The organism is Alteromonas sp. MmMcT2-5 (genome assembly GCF_022348315.1).
Taxonomy (GTDB): Bacteria; Pseudomonadota; Gammaproteobacteria; order Enterobacterales; family Alteromonadaceae; genus Alteromonas; species Alteromonas macleodii.
The window spans coordinates 62,848-79,915 of the sequence record NZ_JAKRFB010000003.1 but is presented as its reverse complement, the minus strand read 5'-3'; the positions used below and the strand labels follow the sequence as shown (position 1 = coordinate 79,915).

Sequence of the window (17,068 nt, the reverse complement as noted above, 5' to 3'; positions counted from 1 at the left end):
ATGAAGTACATTGAATTCTTTTTTTGGGTAGCTAGCTTTCTTATTGTTTACAGCTATTTGCTATATCCCGTTATCCTATTCTCCCTTAGTCGCTTACTTTCTAAAAAGGACAACCAAACCTTCGTCTTCAGGCAAAATGACAACTCTTTGCCTTCAGTTTCGGTGGTCATTTCCGCTTATAATGAAGAGGCATGTATTGAAGAGCGCATTAAAAACTTACTATCTCTTGAATATCCCCATGACAAAATTCGTCTTCTAATTGCATCAGACGGTAGTACAGACGACACAAATGCAATACTAAATAGTTTTGACGACCCACGCCTTGCTGTTTTTTGCTTTGAAGAGAATCGGGGCAAGATCAATGTTCTAAACGATCTTTTATCACGTGTAACTTCAGAGATTACCGTATTTTCAGACGCGAATACGATGTTTGAAAACGATGCGATATTGAACCTTGTTGCACCTTTTCGTGAAGATCAAGTGGGGGCGGTTTGTGGTGAACTCAACTTAATTGATGTTTTTTCAGGTGACAACAAGGACAACCTATATTGGAAATATGAGCAATTTTTGAAGTTTCACGAGTCCGAAATTGACGCGTTGCTAGGTGCTAACGGCGGTATTTATGCGATAAGGACCACACTATACGAACCTCTTCCAGACAATACCATCATAGATGATTTTTGTATTGTGATGAACGTCGCAAAAAATAACTACAAAATTGTGTACAACAAGGAAGCATTAGCTTCTGAGGAAATCGCCCCTACTCTTAAAGAAGAAGCTGGTCGACGTATTCGCATTGGCGCTGGTAACTACCAATCGCTCTCACGTTTAAAGTGGTTACTTCACCCTCGCTATAAGTGGCGGTGGTTTTCATATTTAAGTCATAAGGTCATTCGCTGGTTTGTCCCACACCTTATGATTATTGCATTAATACTTAATGTTATTCTTATTTGGCATCCCAACTCTACATATGAGCTGCTACTAGCCTGTCAGGCTGGTTTTTACGCATTTTGGGTCATGGGTGAGCTTAGTCTCTTCAAGAATACTCCCATAATTGGAAAAATAGTTAGTTTGATAACCTTTTTTGTTTCAATGAATATATCGCTCTTTAAAGGATTCATTCGTTTTCTATCGACTAATTTAACAGCGACATGGCAAAGGACATCGAGATGATCGCGTTTTTACTGATATTTTTAATTCTATTTTCAGTGGCATTTAGCATTATTGTTAAGAAGAAAAAAATGCAAAGTTGGCTTTGGAATTATACGAAGAGTCGATTTTCAAGCAAACCAACTGTGAATGGCACTACACACGTAATGTTTTGCTTTGTAGACCACTACGAACCCCAGTGGAAGAACAAAGATAATATTGAACTTGAAAGGCAGCGCGTTGATAGATGGATGGTTGATTACCCAAAGATGGCGAGCCAATTTACGGATGCGGATGGAAATCACCCCAAGCACAGTTTTTTCTTTCCTGAAGAAGAATACCGAAAAGAACATTTAGACAAAATTTCAGACCTTTGCGCCAAAGGATTCGGTGAAATAGAGATTCATCTGCATCATGATAACGACACTAGTGAAAATCTAAGAGCCACGCTTTCGGGCTTTGCACAGTGTCTTCACGAAGAGCATAATGCGTTGAGTATCGACCCCAAGACAGGTCAGCCGGTTTATGCGTTTATACACGGTAATTGGGTGTTAGATAACTCTCACCCTCATGGAAAGTGGTGTGGCGTTAACGACGAACTTATCGTATTAAAAGAGACTGGCTGCTACGCAGACTTTACGTTTCCCTCGCCAGACGAATCACAACCTGCCATGTTGAATACCATCTACTACGCTAAAGACGATCCTGAAAAGCCAAAATCATATGAAACCGGCAAAGCGATAGTTAAAGGCGGTAAAGCGTGGGGGGATATTTTGCTTATTCAAGGAATATTAGGTTTGAACTGGAAAGTGAGAAAGAAAGGCATTTTCCCACAAATTGAAAATTCAGATGTGAGAAAAACATTTCCTCCCACACCTAATCGCGTAGACCTTTGGGTTAAAGAAGGTATTCTTGTCGAAGGCAAGCCGGATTGGATTTTCATTAAAGTCCATACTCATGGCGCGCAAGATGGCGATATGGACACGTTGCTAGGTGATCCTATCAAAGAGATGCACAGACATTTGACCACGCAGTACAATGACGGCCGTGATTATGCACTTCATTACGTTTCGGCTCGTGAAATGTACAATATAATAAAAGCTGCGGAAGCAGGAGAAGAAGGAAACCCTAACGATTTTAGGGATTATCTCCTTCCAGCTCCAAGTTTTAAAAAGCTTTCTTAACATGTTTTCAAGAATTAAAATGAAAGTAGGTCGACTACTCGGCCTCGATGAAATTACGTGGCGCTCGCGTCCCAACGGACTGTATAGTGTTAACTTTCATAGAATTGGAAATAGTAGTGAGACTGCGTTTGATCCTTGCGTGTACTCATGCACCTCTGAAGAACTCGACCGCCATGTCAAATTTTTTAAACAACACTTTGACATCATAAACCCAAAGACATTACCTGATCTTTTAGATAGTGATATCAGACCTTCTTCAAGGCTAATGTGTCTTACTTTTGACGATGGTTATATCGATAATTTCAATGATGCATTGCCAGTTTTGGAAGCAAATAATGTTAAGGCTAGCTTTTTTATCGCTACTGGCTTAATTGGGAACAGCGTGGTCCCTTGGTGGGATAAAGTTGCTTACCTAATAAAAAATCACAAACCTCGTAAGTTACATTTGCACGCCTGGCGAGAAGAAGTCATTTTTGAAAACTGCCAAGAGCGTTTTATCCGGAATGTTTTACGAGCCATAAAAAGCTGTCAATTACCCGCTCAGCAACAAATAAATTTGCTAGAACAAGAATTACTTCATCAAAACGGTTACCCTCCAGCAGAATTCATGGACTGGCATCACTTAGCAGCACTGATAGACGCAGGTATGGAACTTGGAGCCCATTCTCACAACCATGACATCTTGACAAAACTATCCGCAGACGAGCTTTTCTACGAATTGAGCCATTCAAAGACGCTGTTGGAGACAAAGCTAAAATGCGATATTTCTGCATTCTCTTATCCAGTTGGCAACAAGTCTACCTACAACAAAAAAGTGATTGAGGGATTGAAGAACACTGGATATAAGCTCGCATTTAATTTCCAACCTGGAATAAATACCTCGCCCAGTCAAAATCCTTATGACTTGCACCGATTTCCAATAGCGCCAGGCATGTCATTAGACGACCTAAAACGTATGTTCAGCTACGCAAAGAGGTACTAAAATGCGTATATTACATTGCGTAAGTAGCCTGAAAGTAGGTGGGGCGGAAAAATGCGTAAAGAATCTGGTCAAAGCGCAGTCCGAAAAAGGTCTTGATGTAGAGGTGCTTTCTTTTGGCAACGAGTGTGACGCATTTCAGCACGATATCAAGGCCCTTGGAGTAAAGGTTACAAACATCAAAGGCAACATTTTTGTCCGACTTATGAAGACAGTACGAACACTACTGTCCTTCAGCACTATTCACATTCACTCTCCTGCCGTGATAAAGGCTTTTGCTCCCATTTTTCCCGTACTGATGGCTAAGAGAGTAATCTACACAATTCATGGTGAAGTCGAGCCGCCTATAAGCTTTGTAAGGGGTTCTCACACACTTGCTCAACTGTATATCAATAGGGTTTTCGGTGTGTCAGAAAGCATCAAGTCTGGCATCAATAAGCGCTATGGCTGGAATTCAAACACGGTGACGGTAGTAAATAATGGTGTTTACTGCCCCCCTATTCCACAGGATATCGCACAGCAAACTCTACTTCATTTATGTACAGTCTGCCGACTTGTTCCGTTGAAGAATATCACTCAGCTTGTAGAGGAATTTGGGCGCCGCAATCTTGGTAATCACGCTGTCTTGAATATTTTTGGTGATGGGCCTGAAAGGTCGAAGATAGAACAGATAGTTGAGAAGTATGGATTACAAAGTTCTGTAATTTTACACGGTGAGGTTTTGGATGAAGACCAGATCTATGCCCAACAAGATTTGCTCTTGATTAACTCTACAACTGAAGGGTTACCCATGTCTCTTCTTGAAGCCATGGCAAGAGGCATCCCGGCCCTATCAACGTCTGTGGGACAAATTCCTCTCTTGATAAAGAATAATCACACGGGCTTTGTATACTCTGTTGATGATATTGAGTCTTGGTATTCAATTTTACTTTCGTTGATAGAAGATCGAAGTAAGTTAAAACAAAATGGACGTCATGCGTTTGCATTCACAAAACAATGCTATGCAATCGATAATGTTTCAGCCATCTATGAAGTCACGTATAAGTAATGAAAAAGCGTATTCTATTTTTTACTAATCTACATCCACTTCCTTGGCAACCCACACGGGCAACGTATAATTATGAGGAAATACGCAACCTAAAGGCGCATGCAAACGTGAGGGTGCTCATGCCTGTTCCTTGGTTTACATGGTTCAAGCAAGTCGTGTTGAAGGGCCATAGAAGTCCCGAAGGCTTCTGTTTGTTTCCTTTTTTCTATGTGCCCAAAATACTCACATCTTTTCACCCGCTTTTTCTTCTAATTTCTCTGATTATCAGTGTGAAGCCACTAATCTGGTTAGCAAAAAGTGAAAATGTAATTGCAAGTTGGGCCTATGCAGAGGCAGTCGTTGCGGCGTTTGGCAAAGCGCTATTTAAATATAAATTAGTAATTGAGTGCTTAGGTAGCGATGTGAATGCTCTTATGCAACAGCCCCTGCATAAGAGACAGATGTGCTGGGCATTTAGGAAGAGTACGGCAGTTACAACTAAAAGTGTCGCTCTAGCGAATGCAGTCAAGCAGCATGTGCCAGATGTAAATCCTCATGTTATCTATAATGGGGTTGATTTTGACGTTTTTGCGCTCAGACAGACAGAGCCTTTCTCTTCCCCATCTAACCACTTTTTATTTGTCGGCTCACTCATTGCTACAAAAGGGGTATTCGAACTAGTTGAAGGCTTTGAAGATGCGCTCAATCAAAACCCTCGCATGACGCTAAGAATTGCTGGGGAAGGCGCTAGCAGAGACGCCCTAATGAAGATAGTAAGTGCTAAATCACTCACAAAGGCCGTTACATTTTTAGGTGCTATCCCTCATCAGTCACTGGTAAAAGAACTTCATCAATCAGACGCACTTATTTTGCCTAGCTATAGAGAAGGTGTACCAAACGTTATTATGGAAGCGTTAGCAACAGGAACTCCAGTTATCGCTACAGATGTCGGAGGTATTTCAGAGGTTCTCATACCTGAGGTGGGAGGTATATTAATTAACCCTCAGTGCGCTCACTCGGTTACCCAAGCACTGCTGACCTTGCCTAAGTCCACATGGAACAAAGAAAAAATAAGGAATTCTATCTCCAAGTACACGTGGGATAACTCAGCAAAACAGATTATGTCTCTTTTTCGCTAACTGGATATCGGATATATCTATTCAGATAACGCGCGGTGTCTCTCAACAGACAGAGTCACACCCTATCACTTGGAAGTAAGGCTTTTGGGTAGTGAACTACCCAAGCCTACCCATTTTTCATGATTGAGGGTAAGCACTAAATTTTTCCATCTTATCCCCAAAAGAAGTCTACCCGAACAGACAACACGCCAAATGCAAAAGAATTGCATAAACTGCCTACGTTTTAGCTATTTTTCCTCTGAACATCTCTACTAGTTCTTTTAAGTATCCACGTGAGAAAATCCAGATGAGACCCAAATAGATGAGCGCTCCTGCTATCACCTGTATAGCCAAAGTGATAAGTGGATGGACTAAGTCAATATAGTGCCCTATTAGTAAACACGCTACCGCCATAACACCACCGTACAGGTGCACTTTATATATACTGCCAAGATAGTGCCTAAAACTTATATTAAGTGCTCTACAAGAACGGTAAGTCGCAAGAAAGAAGGCAAAACCAAAAGCAGCTAACCATGATATGGCGATACCTACCCCACCAAATTGAGCGCCTACAAAAAAGCTTGGTATGAGAATAAGGCCATACAGAAGCGTATTGGAGAGAACCACCTTCATATGGCCGGTCGCTTTCATAAGTGGGCTGAAGAGTTGCTGTAAACTTTTAATAGGCATAGAAATACAATAAACCGCTATGACCATTGCAGCGTCACTCCACTTTTCTCCAAAAACAGTTGGGATAAGTACAAACGCAGTTCCCCCCATCCCCCAGAATACAGGAACGAAAATCAACGCGCTGATACGCTGAGTTTTGAGGAAATACCATTCTAACGATGCAGGTTCATCTTGGATCTTTGCATATACCGGTAGCGCGATTTGTCGGAGCATAGGCAGTACTTTAGCCGCGGGCATCATCGCCAACACTACCGCGAATTGATAGATTCCTAACTCAGTAATGCTCAGAAAGACGCCTGCGATAGCAACATCTACGTTAAAAATGATATAGCCTAATGCTGACTGAGTAGCAGCGCGCCACGCAAATTCGTATGTATTCTTGATTCTTTCAGTAAACTTTTTAGGCCAAATCCAAGAGGGTGATCTGAATAAGTATCCAACTTGCTTAAGAATCTCTGTGAGCACCACGCCAAATACAATAGACCAATAACCATAACCCAACCAAGCCAAAGTAACGGTGGCCAATGCTCCTATAGACTCTGCAATGGCATCTACCATAGCAAGTTTTTTAAACAGCATTTCTCTATTTAGCAGAGTACTTGGAATAAAACCTATTAGTGAAATGATAAAAGTTAGTGAGGTGACCCTTATAACATCTTCAAGTCTCGCGTCTCCATAGAATGTCGCTAACGGCTCCGCGAGTATTTGCAAAAGGATGAAGAGCAGAAAGTGTGCAATTATTGATAAAGTGAAGAACTCCCCTACCAGGTGGTCATCGATATTTTTTTCTCTGATAAGCGCAGGGGCAATACCGCCTCGGCTAAATGACCATGAAAGCGCCATAAAAAATGTTGAGAGTGCTATTACTGCATAATCTTCTGGAAACAAAAATTGCAGGGTAAAGATGGTGGTAACCCATCTTACAGATTGACCTATAGCCTTACCAAAAGCGACCCATTTCAGGGAGTGGAGTACGGTTTCTCTCATTGCACCTTCTCGGTTGAAAAATACGTTTAGCTCAAACTAGATGAACGAATTCATTATCGAGTTACAACATTCGAACTGACAGATAAAAATTACACGAAGATGCTTCAACCTTATTTTACTTAGCCAGATACAACTGTATGATATTGAAATTATTCTTTCATATTGATGCATGTGAGTACATCAATTTATAACGAGTGAGACTTTTTAAATGCAAAATGGAAAGGCAAGGTATACGTATCTTGTTGGGGCTGCGAAGTCGGGAACTACAAAACTTGCAGATCTTCTTGATTTACACCCCGATGTGTCGCTCGCTAAAGGAAAAGAGCCTGATACTTTCGCAATTAATGAAGTAAATGAAAGTAGCCTGCAACAGTACGATGCACTATTCGATAGTACGTCCTCGGTTAGAGTTGATGCGTCAACATCTTATACCGAAACATCCGAAACTGTGGACATTGCTAATCGACTCTTTAAGGTTGATCCATCTGCTAAGATTATTTATATAGTAAGAGATCCGGCAAAGCGTGCTTGGTCGTCGTATTGGCACTATATTAGAAACGGTGTAGAAAAAGGTAAGCCTTTAGAGGCTATCTCATCGCCCACTTCACCTCACTTTAATGGCTCGTGTTACTATCAGCAATTAAGCGCAATAGCGGAAGTATTTCCTAAAACACAGATTCGGGTTTTGTTCTTTGAAGATTTTGTGAAGAATACTGACGACGTGTTTCAGCAATTGCTCACTTTTCTCTCACTTTCCCCTGTTGATATGCAGCAAGGCGAAACAGAAAAAACTAAAAATAAGTCTTACCAGTGGCGGGGAGCTGCTAGCGTGCTAAAACATGTTAATCCCGCGCATATACAAAAAGTCACTAAGTTTCTAAAGAGAGTTTTACCAGGCCAGATTATCGCCAGTATAAAGAACTCTGCTACAAAACCTGTACCCTCACTAGATGAGAAAACTTACGCTCAATTAAACGTGCTTTTCGAGAAAGATTTTTGTAAATTGCAAAGTGAATTCGCAGACTGTTTCCTAGTTAGTCAACATTGGAAAAAGTAGGTTTAGTACGTCGGGTTCTACTGACAATAAATTAGGTACTGAAGTGCGTACTTACTCAAATTGAGTAAACGTAGAGGAAGCCAAATGATTAGAAAAATTTTGAGAAAATTGCGACCGGTGAACCCTGTAAACATAGCAATTCAAAATGGCGCTAAAATTGGTAAGCATTTTAATATGTTGCGCGGTGTAATTATTGACCCGGATCACGCTTGGCACATTACCATAGGCGATAATGTAACCTTGGCTCCAAATGTTCATATTCTCGCTCATGACGCCAGTACAAAACACGAATTAGGGTATACACGCTTAGCAAAGGTATCCATTGGAAATAAGGTATTTATCGGGGCAGGAAGTATCGTATTACCAGGTGTTACGATAGGTGATAGGGTCATTATTGGTGCTGGCAGTGTTGTAAGCTCCGACGTGCCGTCGAATAGCGTTTTCGGAGGCGTGCCCGCTCGCCACATTTGCTCTTATGATGCGTATATTGAAAAAAGGCGTGCGGAAATGGAAAACTCTCCCATTTTCGGTGCTGAATATACGGCGGAAAATAATATTCCCTCTCACCTTAAAGCGTCTATGAATAAAGACATGGAGAAAGGCGTAGGTTACGTTGTCTAGTTCAACCCTATGTCACCGACATATTCTCTGGGGATGGGACGATTTGAATTGAGGATATCTCTTGATAACTGTAAAGGCTCAAGATTACGGTTTTTCTCTATTTCAACTAAACTTTGATCTGCTTTGCTGCTGCGCTCTAGCGTAGTTAGCAGAGTAACAGATTGATTAACTGTATTACCAATAACAGAAATTTTCGCCTTACCCTTTACCCAGTCCGTATTGTTTAACTCATCCTGCACGAAAGTAATAGGGGCTGTCTCTCCTGTATACGCTACAGAATTATTTAATACGTTTAATTCACCAAGTCCCTGAAAAGTTCTAATAAGCGGAAACGAAAAGCCCGAACCAATTATAAATAAATTATTTTTAAACGATACGCTTCCTCTGGATGGTCCCTTACCGTCACCCCCAACTCTGCTCCCTAAGCCGTATCGATTGTGAATAAGGAAATTATTTTGCACAACGTATTCTTGACCCGTAAAATCATAGTGCCCATCATAACCAATTAACTCAAGCACATAACGGGCTTGATTATCATTGCCGGCTTCTATCCAGTTATTGTGAATGAGGCTTTTTTCGTATCTGGACTTTACGTTGTTTCCTTGATTATCGTGTATGAAGTTATGCGCTAAAACTAGCTGCGCTTGAGGAAAAGTATGGGGGTCGCTTGCCACATAAATAGGGTGGCCCCACTTTTTACCCGCTTCTCTCCCACCGCTTTCAGTTATTTCCGAGTGAGCAATCGTCAAACTGCCAGCATTATAGTCCGTTCCCATCACTCCGATATGACACCCTTTTATAAGTACTTGCTTCAACACCGTACCGTGGGATTCATTTCGAAAACATACTGCAGCATCTTTAATTACAATGTTTTTAACTACCCAGAAATGGGATGAACGTAAACCAACTGCCCAGCCAAAACGGGGCACCCCACCACTTATGATCGGACGCTCATTAGCACTTTCTGCATTGGAAGTCAGAGTAATTGGATGCTCCTTACTTCCCGAAACAAATTTAATTTCGAATGGCTCAAAAACTTCAGCTTTATTCAGTACAATTGTATCTCCACTGCGTACTTTCGCCAGAACTTGAGATACTTGAGTAAAGCGTTTGTCTGAACCTACATACCACGTGGTAGGGAGTGTATTACTGTTATTAGTTTGAACTTGCCAGGCAATTCGTAAAACGTCTCGTCGCATAGTTTTATCAGTTTCAAAAAACTCAAGACGAGTTACCTTGTGGTCATTGTGTTTTGCGGGTGCTAAAAGCTTTATACGCAACACGTCATTATCGAATATTTGTAACGTCTTGCCTGTTATGAAGGGACCACCGTTGACAGATAAATCGTAATGCTTAGGCGTTATCTCAAGAGGTTTAGTACCAATACCCGTGAGTTTAATGCAGGCATCTAGTGTATCTCCGGGAGGAACAGATAGTGATGCTGGCATCGCAGCATAGTGCCTTACTCCCCATTGATACACTGCAATATTTTTTTCTATACAGTCACCTTCCGAGGCTATTGCGCAATGAGCGCTCAATAGCACTACGAAAAAGAATATTGTATTGTAAAAACGTTGCATAAAGAGCCTCGTAAACTTTGACCGCTATTTCGTTATCATAAAATCACAGTGCGGAATTATTTACCATGAATCACTTTATATTCTTCATGTTTGATACCGAAAAAGCCGGCAACTGAACCAGCCGCAGAACAAAGTCTAAACAGGCCGTCTACTAACTTTGTTTTGTTCAGTGTAACGATGCCCTGTACGAAACTCAAAAGGCTTCGCCCCAATCTGACCATGGTCATGAAGGTAACCCGAACTAGCGCTTTGATATACGTTTCTTCAAAAAGGTGAGATCGCGTATATCCTATACCGGAACGAAATCCCCTTCTGCAAAACCACTTAACTGTTGCTCTGCTCCTAGGAAATTCTTCGTGTACAGGAGCCTCTGTGTACACGCAACGAAACCCAAGATGATTACACCTTAACGCAAAATGATAATCACTGGCTCCCGTCATGGCAAAACGCTTATCAAAACAGGGAACTGTAGCTTCGAGAACGTTTTTTGAAAGCAGTAAGTTATTGGTATAAAACACTGGTACTTGCTCGCCTTCACTGTAAGGATTTTTTCCGTAAATGAGGTTAACAGCCCAATCAGGGGTGCCACTCTCTCCAACTGATACAACCCGACTGGTCACAATATCGCAGTTATATCGCTCAGATGCTTCCAGCAACGTGTTAATCCAATTATCTTGCTCTAACCACTCGTCGTCATCTATAAACGCTAAAAAGTCAGCATCTAATGACTGACATAGGGAAACGCATTTATTTCTTGCAAACACTATCCCCGGCTCAGGCTCGATATCGTAAAGAAGGTTAATTGATGCATTTAAAACTTTTTTTGATTCAACCACTTTTCGGGTTTTGTCGTCATTTGCATTATCAACGACGGCAATTGTGATTTTTATTTCCTCTCGCACTTTTTGTTTGAGTAGACTATCGAGGAGTCGAGACAGCCATTCAGGCCTTCTACAAGTTATAACCCCCACAACGACGTGTCTCATCACTTTTTCCCTCTAATCAACTCTTCTACTTTCTTAATTGGCCAACTGCATTTCCACCAAAACGAATTGTATGCATCGACGAATAATTTCCTATAAAACACTTCTTCCTTTTTTACTGCTAATAAGTGTTCTTTTAATACGATGGATAGACTAGATTGATAACTCAAGTAATCGTTTCTAATTTTATCTACTTCTGCCTCATCTACTTTATCCTTCGATAGCTGTTCATAAAGTGACTGCGCCATCACAGCAAGCGGAGTTTCTAAAGTAGGCTCAGTGCGTTGATTTCGCATCTTTTTATCTACGAAAGACAACGGTGATGCAGCGATATCAAAAGGTTTATCGATTAATGCAGCAATGTTTTTGGCCACGGATTCCGGAGATGATAGGAGCTTGTCGTAATGAACAATCAATCGAGGTGCGTGCATTGAGTGATAATACCCACTCAACGTATAGTTCATCCACAACATTAGTGACTTTTCCAAAGAAAAATCATCTCGCTTTTTGAGTGAACCGAACACCTCGAACGGAGATCTCAGCATCAGTATATAATGAGGTAATACCTTTTCATTTTCTTCAAGTACCTTTTTCCAAAAAGGAAGTAACAAGGTAGTTCTGGGGTCTTTCATTCCCCAAAAGGCCTGATTATCGTAATCTTCCTTAAGCAAAGAGTGAGCTTTTTCTATAAAGAAAGACTCCTTGCCGATAGAATAATCGCCAATGTCCGCTATCGGATCATCCCAAGAAGATGCTAGTTCATCTAACATGAGATCGTTAAGCGCTACCAATTCCGCGTTTTCAAAGAAGCCTTTTTCATTTACCCCTTTCTGTGCTGCGAATAAAGTTTTGCCCATAAAAATACCTAGTTCATCAAGTAAACCAGAAAGCGCGGAAGTTCCGCTTCTGTGCATCCCGATAACGATAAGTGCTTTATTTTGCATTCTATTGGACTCGATTTTTGGTTTGTTTTAATTTAATGAGTAGGTTAGAAGGCATCACTGATAATAATGACGCTGCAACTAGGCTTTCTAAATGCCAAGGCTTTACCTTCCAAGCAGATAGGAAGCAGCTTGCCGATAATTGTGGTGAATTTCTATATAAAAAATTATTAGCGTAATGCTTGTAAGCATTGTATTTGGCGTTTTTGCAGAGCGACTTTTCTCGAGGTGTCAGGTCTTCTATAGACGCTATTTTTTCAATGCAGGAGAGGTCAGCGATTAGCATTTTTTTATTATCCAAGGAGTAGTTTTCCCCGTGAATAAAATAAATGGCTAAGGGGGTTTTAGCGACGGCAAGTTTTGATATTCTTGCTACCTTGAGCCAAAGGTGCCTATCGTCCACTCCGTGTAGTTCTCGGCTTTCATCCAACCCATTCACCTGATTTAACACCGTCCTACGGACCATAGCAGTGCAACAAGAGACAAAATTTCTGTTCAGGAGCGCTTCAAAACACTCCCCCTCAAACTCAGGGGTTGAGCATTCACGTTTGCCGTGCCTATCAATGTCCACCCAGCTATAAACCAACCCTACATCGGGGTCGCTAAAAAGTGGAATTTGTTTCTCAAGTTTTTGAGGAAGCCATTGATCATCTTGATCGCAAAAGCCAATAACTTCACCAGTTGCTCGTGCAATACCAAAATTTCGAGCAGATGCTACGCCACCATTTTGCTTTTTAAAGTATTTAACGCGCTCATCTTCCAGATATTTTTCTATTAGGTTTTTCGACTCATCAGTGGAGCCATCGTCAATAAGGAGCAGTTCAAAATTATCGTAGGTTTGAGACAATATACTTTCAATTGTTTGGGTAAGTGTCTTCGCCCCATTGTAGACAGCCACGATTACACTTGCTTTTACGCTGCTCACTTCTTACTCCTTGAGGACTAAAGCCTCATCAAAAATATTATTATTAGATATAAACCTATCAAGCTCATCAAACTAAGCACAAAAGTTTGGGCTATCTCTTTATTGGAAATTGATAGACCTAAGTCGGGATATTGTTTCGAAACACGGATGAAGCACGCTGCAGTCATAGCTGCAAAAATGTAGAAAAAGATTACGTAACTTCTACTAATAAAGAAAGCTGTACTACAAAATCCAATTAGAGAAACTTGCAAAAATATTGCAAGTGAAATTTCACGAGAAAGTTTAGGATCTTTGGCGTGTTCCGTTTTCTTGAGATTTATGACTTTAAGCAACATGATCATGCACAGAAGAACAAAGGTCATCCACAACATGTAACCTACAACTCCCAATTCTGCCATCACAGTGACAAATGAGTTATGGGCGACTTTGTAGTGATACTCCAGAAAACGTTCTTTTCCAAATCCAAACAGTGGCCTGTGGAATAACATTTGAATGCCTTCATACCACGCCGTCAGTCTCTGCATGGCGCTTTCATCGTCTTTGCTTATCGTCCTAAATGAACTCATAACGATAATTACGCCTGGCACTGAAAGACTTGCTAGCACCAAAGATTTTACGCGACCAAACCTAAGGTAGAAAAATGAAAATAGAACAGCCATTACACCCACTAGCGAACCTCGACTCCCTGTCCAGTAAATACCCATCACCAGTACACCGGCTACTGCAAGCCACATAAGCTTCATGAGAAAACGTTGAGTATTGACCATAAAGAAAATAGCGATGGGGATATTCATTACCAAAAACATCCCCATGTCATTCGGGTCGTTAAACACCCCAATGTATCGCGCCTGGGCCATTTGATTAGGACCGTCGTTTCGATAAATAACTGTTTCAGCCCAACCTTCTCCAAATGGCGAGGATATCTGAACGTAGGCGTGCTGAGACATAATCACGCAAGCAACTAGAGAGATAAATAGAATGACTTTTTGTCGGCCGAAGGATGTGAGAAAGCCTAGGAAGAGAATGAAGGGGATAATATTCGCATTGATCCAGTCGATAACATATCCAAGGTCATTAAAATAACGTGACGCTCGGACTTCTGAAAGCAACATTGAGAAGAACATCAATATTAAAATTGTGCATTGAACGTTCCATGCCTTCGGCCTTAACGAAACTAAATAAGCAAAAAAGGTAATTATTAGGACTATTCTAAGCAGTGGAAACTGTACATTCAGCACGGGCCACTCGTGTGGTCTTATAAGGACTAACGCGGTATAGACACAAAGTAAGAAAAAACCGAACTTAGCATCAGATGTAGATGAGCTTGCGCCAAACGACGCTTTTTTCTGGGGAACTGCAACCATTAGAAAACTAAACGCCTTTTTATTTTTCTGGCAAAAACCTTAAATTTAGCTAAAACCCAGGTAAGCTTATGTGCATGTATTTCTACTTCATAAACAGGCTCTGAGCTCGATGCCAAACTCTGTTTATAGGTCTCATCAAGTGATGAAGACATAAAGTCATAATGAGAAAGCGATTGTTCTCTGGCCTTTTGGGCTTGTGCGCTATGCAACAACTTACCGGGAGATACGTTAGGCTTTTTGTCTTCGTCGAAACCACTTTGGTAAAAAATGACGGTATTGTTTGAGCGTATACCGTAATTTACGCCGATAACTTCACTTCCCTGCTCCAAATACAACATAGACAAGCTTCCGGTACTTAATAGCTTACGAGCAATATTACGGTGAAATTCTCGAAACACATGAGCATCGAATATCGCTTTATATCCCCTACTTATCCACCTTTTCCTATTAAGGGTGATTAGAGCATTAAATACTCGTTCAAGGTCGTGCTCAGTTGTTACTTGGCAAATACGCATCCCTGCCCGAAGCGCGGCATTCCGAAGCCTTTTCGTTTTTCGTATAAGCTTTTCTGCACCATCAGGGATATCAACAAGATAGCGCCTTCTAACCAGATTAATCGTTGTGGGAAAATCACTTCTTTCCACTGCGCTTAGTATCAATGCATTGGGACTCACATTACTTAACCGAATGGAATTTAATCCTTCTTTCCTCATTGTTAATTGAATGACCGATAAAGGTTCGCTCACATCAACTGCTGAAGAGCGCATCAAAAAGTCCTGTGCTTCACTGCATGTCTCTATGTCTGTTGGTTCATAGCTACCTATGTAGCAAGCGGTTTTTAAATTACTTTTGCTTATATAAAGTGGTAATACACAAACAAGCGCTTCAGCATCCCAACTAGTAAAAATGAGCAGCTTTTCGATATGTTCTCTGTAAAATTCCGCCCATGTGGATACCCAATCAAAACTATTAAATGCGCTTTTAAACTGGGCGTTGCGCTCCAACTCTAACCAAGAGGAGCGAATGGCCTTCATTTCATGAACATTATTTATAATTCGTGTGCTTATCACACTATTCACTGCAGCGCTCTTTCGATATTGCTCAGGTTACAACTAGATTCGCAAGGCGCAATTATCCACTGAATAGATGATGACATATCACCGGAAAGAGCGTTTTTAAGTCGGGATTTTTTTAAACCAAACGGCGACTTGTAGAAGCCAGACGATGTGCCATATCGATATGCGATCAAAAATCGCTTCTTATGTTTATCACGAACTTCCCGAACATTCCATTTGTCAGTATCGAGACTTCGAACTACGTTAAACCCTTCTGGTATAGGGTTATTCAAATAATAAGACGCCTTATCGTCTAAATGCTCTCCGTCGAACTCAAAATTTACGAGCTCAATATCTTCTATTGTTACACTGCAAACTCTCGCATAGTTATATATTCTAGGCTCTATGGTGAGTGTCGCAGCCGAACAATCCTCATTCGCCACATCATCTGCAACCATCAAGGCAACGCTAGAGGATAGGACTAAACAAAGCCCACATGCAATGATCAGCGCACTACGGGATAAAGACGAATTCAAATCGCGCTTACTGGTTATTCCGCTTTTTCCTGCCGCATGCTCCCTATCTTCAAGTTTCCTACCTATATAAAACTGAAAGATTGCGACGGGAATATAGATGTACCAACCAAAGTTATTGTGATCCGTCATCAAACTGCTTTGCATATCAGTTTCATGACCAATTACGATAAGCGCAGCGATACGAAGCCAATTCGTAACAAGAGCCCCAAGTAAAGAAACTGCGGTAAAAATGAAAGCAGAGCGAAATGTTTTAAGATATAGAAATATGTACAGGCTGCTAATCGCAGCGGAAACAATCACATATCGTAAACCACTGCACCCTTCGGCAATTTCAAATACACCTGCAGGTATAGTAACGAACTCATTTTCTACATAAACCGGGATATTCGTTAAACCCATTATCGCCGTAACGACATAAACCGACAATGACTGCAATGGAACAGCAAGCGCTCCCCAAAAAGGGAAAATAAAAACTAAGAAAGCAAAGGGGAAAAAAGTAGAGACATTAAATCTGAATACACAAAATATCAGCGAATATAGAACAGCCAAGGAAGCTGCCCAATAAAGCAAACTAGTTTGTGACCACGTGGCGAGTACAAGACCTACGCCAGTTGCGAGCGCGAGCCCTATCCACACTAGGCTCGGCTGTGTTCGGAATAGGACGCGATTTTCTTCTTCAAGAATATAGAAGAGGTAAACAATGATGAAGGGTACGAGATAAGCATGTGAATAAGTCCCATCATCGAAACTATATGCCCATAAAGAGCCCATAATTGGGTAGTTGAATATACACCACAATAGTGTGATAAAAATTAAAACCCAAAAATGTCTGTGCACCCTCAGTTCCATTGATACTTCCCTAATTCAATTAA

General features: G+C 41.1%; 15 protein-coding genes. 7 read left to right on the top strand and 8 right to left on the bottom strand.

Annotated features, from left to right (window positions below; translation table 11 throughout):
- The 5 genes from MHN09_RS03880 to MHN09_RS03860 all read left to right on the top strand — a co-directional run bounded on the left by MHN09_RS03880 (position 1) and on the right by MHN09_RS03860 (position 5,478).
- Entirely contained in the window at positions 1–1,173 is a 1,173-nt protein-coding gene (locus MHN09_RS03880) for a glycosyltransferase family 2 protein (RefSeq protein ID WP_239239231.1), read from the top strand.
- Complete coding sequence (locus MHN09_RS03875) at positions 1,170–2,333, top strand: hypothetical protein (protein ID WP_239239228.1); 1,164 nt, start codon at positions 1,170–1,172, stop codon at positions 2,331–2,333. The genes MHN09_RS03880 and MHN09_RS03875 overlap by 4 nt, the downstream gene beginning before the upstream one ends.
- Before the next feature lies 1 nt (position 2,334).
- Positions 2,335–3,315 carry a polysaccharide deacetylase family protein gene (locus tag MHN09_RS03870; RefSeq protein ID WP_239239225.1) on the top strand — a complete coding sequence of 327 codons (981 nt, stop codon included), beginning with the start codon at positions 2,335–2,337 and terminating at the stop codon, positions 3,313–3,315.
- Position 3,316: 1 nt separating this feature from the next.
- Positions 3,317–4,360 carry a glycosyltransferase family 4 protein gene (locus MHN09_RS03865; protein ID WP_239239222.1) on the top strand — a complete coding sequence of 348 codons (1,044 nt, stop codon included), beginning with the start codon at positions 3,317–3,319 and terminating at the stop codon, positions 4,358–4,360.
- 269 nt (positions 4,361–4,629) lie between these two features.
- Positions 4,630–5,478, top strand: coding sequence for a glycosyltransferase (locus tag MHN09_RS03860; RefSeq protein ID WP_239239220.1), 849 nt, complete (start codon positions 4,630–4,632; stop codon positions 5,476–5,478).
- 216 nt (positions 5,479–5,694) lie between these two features.
- Here the strand turns inward: MHN09_RS03860 and MHN09_RS03855 are convergent, their stop codons facing one another.
- Complete coding sequence (locus MHN09_RS03855) at positions 5,695–7,134, bottom strand: lipopolysaccharide biosynthesis protein (protein WP_076010968.1); 1,440 nt, start codon at positions 7,132–7,134, stop codon at positions 5,695–5,697.
- 208 nt (positions 7,135–7,342) lie between these two features.
- Between MHN09_RS03855 and MHN09_RS03850 the strand changes: the two genes are divergently transcribed.
- The gene (locus MHN09_RS03850) at positions 7,343–8,191 is read left to right on the top strand and encodes a sulfotransferase (RefSeq protein ID WP_239239217.1); all 849 of its coding nucleotides are present in this window, start codon (positions 7,343–7,345) and stop codon (positions 8,189–8,191) included.
- An 84-nt stretch (positions 8,192–8,275) separates the two neighbouring features.
- Positions 8,276–8,812, top strand: a complete 537-nt coding sequence (locus tag MHN09_RS21380) for a DapH/DapD/GlmU-related protein (protein ID WP_275446413.1) — start codon at positions 8,276–8,278, stop codon at positions 8,810–8,812.
- Here MHN09_RS21380 and MHN09_RS03840 read toward each other — a convergent pair.
- From MHN09_RS03840 to xrt, 7 genes are read right to left on the bottom strand one after another with little or no spacing between them, the layout of a single operon-like run.
- Positions 8,809–10,392 (bottom strand): hypothetical protein, encoded by a 1,584-nt coding sequence (locus MHN09_RS03840; RefSeq protein ID WP_239239215.1) that lies wholly within the window; start codon positions 10,390–10,392, stop codon positions 8,809–8,811. The genes MHN09_RS21380 and MHN09_RS03840 overlap by 4 nt on opposite strands.
- 56 nt (positions 10,393–10,448) lie before the next feature.
- Entirely contained in the window at positions 10,449–11,378 is a 930-nt protein-coding gene (locus tag MHN09_RS03835) for a glycosyltransferase family 2 protein (RefSeq protein WP_239239212.1), read from the bottom strand.
- Complete coding sequence (locus MHN09_RS03830) at positions 11,378–12,319, bottom strand: hypothetical protein (protein ID WP_239239210.1); 942 nt, start codon at positions 12,317–12,319, stop codon at positions 11,378–11,380. The genes MHN09_RS03835 and MHN09_RS03830 overlap by 1 nt, the downstream gene beginning before the upstream one ends.
- Position 12,320: 1 nt before the next feature.
- Positions 12,321–13,241, bottom strand: coding sequence for a glycosyltransferase (locus tag MHN09_RS03825; RefSeq protein ID WP_014999103.1), 921 nt, complete (start codon positions 13,239–13,241; stop codon positions 12,321–12,323).
- A 17-nt stretch (positions 13,242–13,258) separates the two neighbouring features.
- Positions 13,259–14,605, bottom strand: a complete 1,347-nt coding sequence (locus MHN09_RS03820; RefSeq protein WP_014999104.1) for an O-antigen ligase family protein — start codon at positions 14,603–14,605, stop codon at positions 13,259–13,261.
- On the bottom strand, positions 14,605–15,684 hold the full coding sequence (locus MHN09_RS03815) for a GNAT family N-acetyltransferase (RefSeq protein WP_239239207.1): 1,080 nt from the start codon (positions 15,682–15,684) through the stop codon (positions 14,605–14,607). Before MHN09_RS03815 ends, MHN09_RS03820 begins: the two co-directional genes overlap by 1 nt.
- Positions 15,681–17,045, bottom strand: coding sequence for an exosortase (xrt, locus tag MHN09_RS03810; protein WP_239239204.1), 1,365 nt, complete (start codon positions 17,043–17,045; stop codon positions 15,681–15,683). The genes MHN09_RS03815 and xrt overlap by 4 nt, the downstream gene beginning before the upstream one ends.
- Between the last annotated feature and the right edge of the window lie 23 nt (positions 17,046–17,068).

Excerpts from the sequence above, each read along its gene's own strand:
- MHN09_RS03880 (WP_239239231.1), top strand. The coding sequence starts at position 1 with ATGAAGTACATTGAATTCTTTTTTTGGGTAGCTAGCTTTCTTATTGTT.
- MHN09_RS03875 (WP_239239228.1), top strand. The coding sequence starts at position 1,170 with ATGATCGCGTTTTTACTGATATTTTTAATTCTATTTTCAGTGGCATTT.
- MHN09_RS03870 (WP_239239225.1), top strand. The coding sequence starts at position 2,335 with ATGTTTTCAAGAATTAAAATGAAAGTAGGTCGACTACTCGGCCTCGAT.
- MHN09_RS03865 (WP_239239222.1), top strand. The coding sequence starts at position 3,317 with ATGCGTATATTACATTGCGTAAGTAGCCTGAAAGTAGGTGGGGCGGAA.
- MHN09_RS03855 (WP_076010968.1), bottom strand. The coding sequence starts at position 7,134 with ATGAGAGAAACCGTACTCCACTCCCTGAAATGGGTCGCTTTTGGTAAG.
- MHN09_RS03850 (WP_239239217.1), top strand. The coding sequence starts at position 7,343 with ATGCAAAATGGAAAGGCAAGGTATACGTATCTTGTTGGGGCTGCGAAG.
- MHN09_RS21380 (WP_275446413.1), top strand. The coding sequence starts at position 8,276 with ATGATTAGAAAAATTTTGAGAAAATTGCGACCGGTGAACCCTGTAAAC.
- MHN09_RS03840 (WP_239239215.1), bottom strand. The coding sequence starts at position 10,392 with ATGCAACGTTTTTACAATACAATATTCTTTTTCGTAGTGCTATTGAGC.
- MHN09_RS03835 (WP_239239212.1), bottom strand. The coding sequence starts at position 11,378 with ATGAGACACGTCGTTGTGGGGGTTATAACTTGTAGAAGGCCTGAATGG.
- MHN09_RS03830 (WP_239239210.1), bottom strand. The coding sequence starts at position 12,319 with ATGCAAAATAAAGCACTTATCGTTATCGGGATGCACAGAAGCGGAACT.
- MHN09_RS03820 (WP_014999104.1), bottom strand. The coding sequence starts at position 14,605 with ATGGTTGCAGTTCCCCAGAAAAAAGCGTCGTTTGGCGCAAGCTCATCT.
- xrt (WP_239239204.1), bottom strand. The coding sequence starts at position 17,045 with ATGGAACTGAGGGTGCACAGACATTTTTGGGTTTTAATTTTTATCACA.